This window comes from Nitrospira sp. BLG_2 (genome assembly GCF_049222245.1).
In genome coordinates this window covers 1-1,993 of the sequence record NZ_JBLYIG010000498.1, presented here as the reverse complement: position 1 = coordinate 1,993, position 1,993 = coordinate 1, and the positions used below count along the sequence as shown (strand labels likewise).

Genomic DNA, 1,993 nt, shown 5'->3' with positions numbered 1-1,993 from the left:
CTGTTCCCAAGACTCCTGAAAATATCATGCAAGGGAAGGGATTCTATGCGGCCTTTTGCTCCCCCTGTCATGGTGGGAATTTCGACGGCAAGGGACCGGCCGCCCGTGGTTTTATTCCGGCACCGGCCAATTTTGCCGATCCCACGACTATTGCAATGTTGCAAGAAAGTTATTTGTTCTGGCGCATCAAAAAAGGCGGAGTCGGACTCCCGATTGAAGGCGCTCCATGGAAATCCGCGATGCCTCGTTGGGAAGTAGAATTGCCGGATGAATGGATTTGGAAGATCATTATGGGCGAATACGACGGAGCCCATCAATCCCCGCGAACATGGGAGTGAGCGCGAGGAAACGCGTACGGATTGTAGGTGGGCAGGGAGAATGAGACCAGTATGAAACCGGCGAATCGCGTACTGAAACAGGTTTTGCGAGGTGGGGCGGCTGTAATCGTGACCATGGTTCTCGGTGCAGCATCATTCAGCTTCGCTCAGGAGAGCGTGGCAGTTCGAGCAACGCTCACGACGGGTGGGCTACCTCTGGACGATCCAAATGCTGCAGCATGGACCAGTGCGGCACCGGCGTCTTTCCCCATGTCACCACAGGTGCATTGGAAGGACCGTATTCAAGAGGTCACCGTCAAAGATGTGTCCGTGCGTGCATTGCACGACGGCAACCAGGTCGCGATCCTTCTCGAATATAGTGATCCCACCCAGGATCCGGATGATGCAGCGGCGCTCGAGTTCATGGTCGGGGATAAGAAGGCGCACTTTGCCCATGGGCAACCGCTGCTACAAGTCGAAGGTGGACCGGTTAATATTGGGTTTTGGAAGAATAAGGCGAACAAGGCCGTTGATATGAGTGCCAAGGGCTTCGGCACGTTGAAGCCGCAAGAGCATCAAGACGTGAAAGCGAAGGGCGTCTACTCAAACGGGACTTGGAAAATCGTCTTTTCCAGAAATCTGTCGACCGGTGACGTCGAGGAAGACGTTCAAATCACGCCGGGAGAATTTATTAGTATCGCCTTTGCGGTATGGGATGGCCGGAAAGATGGTGCGGGTGAGCCGGTCGAAAAGGGGTCGCAAAAAGCCGTCTCATCGTGGTGGTATTTCCGAGCCGATGCCCCGCCGGACTATTCCAGCTATATGTACGCGGCGATAGCCGCTGCATTGGCCCTGGGGTTTCAGTTTGTCTTGATCAGAAAACTCAAGAAAGGGCAGTGAGCATGAAGGCGGCACGGCTGGGTATCATTGGATTGATGGTTGGGGTCGTGGGAGGAGCGGCCTTCATGATCGGAGGGTGCGCGAACGAGCAAGAGAAGCGTGGTCACGAACTCTATACTCACTATTGCAGTGACTGTCACGGTGAAAGCGGCAAGCAAAACCAAGGCTTCAACTGGTCCGCGATGCCGGATCCAAAACCGAAAGATTTGTCCAATAAGTCCGAGATGGGCACGTTCAAGGACGAGGAGCTTTTCACTACGATCTCACGCGACATGTTGGATACCAGCGAAGAGGGTGGCGACCCGATCGGAGACGATGACTTTGCGGTTCCCACGATGCCGACGTTCAAATATACCCTGTCCGAGGATGAAATTTGGGCGATCGTCGGGCACGTGCGCACCTTGCACGGAATGAAGATGGAGTTTAATGTCGCGGCGCGAAAGACCTCGCTCGAAGAAGGCTTGAAGGCCACCCAGGCCAAGTTTGAACAGGCCAAGCAGGCCTATGAAGCGGCAGAGAAGAAAGCCAGTGATGAAGCGGAGCGGAAGAGTGAACAGTTGAAAAAAGATGTGGACGTGGATGAATCCGCCTATGCGGCCGAACAAGCGGCAATGGTGCAAGCCAAAAAAGAGATGGATGCTGCACAAGTTGCACTGAACAACTTCTCCACCAGACCAGGCAAAGGTACCAGCATTCCAAGGCCGGATTTGACCGTTAAGCCCGCGGAAGTTGCCAAATTGGTCGATCGTGGGAAAAGACTTTACGAAAACAAGTAT

Annotated in this window: 3 protein-coding genes; all 3 read left to right on the top strand. The window is 54.0% G+C overall.

Annotation, left to right across the window (positions count from 1 at the left end):
- A partial coding sequence (locus tag ACOSYY_RS13575) for a c-type cytochrome (RefSeq protein ID WP_421663042.1) occupies window positions 1-338 on the top strand: 338 nt, incomplete at its 5' end.
- Between the two features lie 51 nt (window positions 339-389).
- The gene (locus ACOSYY_RS13570; RefSeq protein WP_421663041.1) at window positions 390-1,217 is read left to right on the top strand and encodes an ethylbenzene dehydrogenase-related protein; all 828 of its coding nucleotides are present in this window, start codon (window positions 390-392) and stop codon (window positions 1,215-1,217) included.
- 2 nt (window positions 1,218-1,219) lie between these two features.
- Window positions 1,220-1,993, top strand: a 774-nt coding sequence (locus ACOSYY_RS13565; protein ID WP_421663039.1) for a c-type cytochrome, incomplete at its 3' end; no start/stop codon positions are given.

What these genes read in the sequence shown, in the direction of transcription:
- ACOSYY_RS13570 (WP_421663041.1), top strand. Translation starts at nt 390, where the DNA reads ATGAAACCGGCGAATCGCGTACTGAAACAGGTTTTGCGAGGTGGGGCG.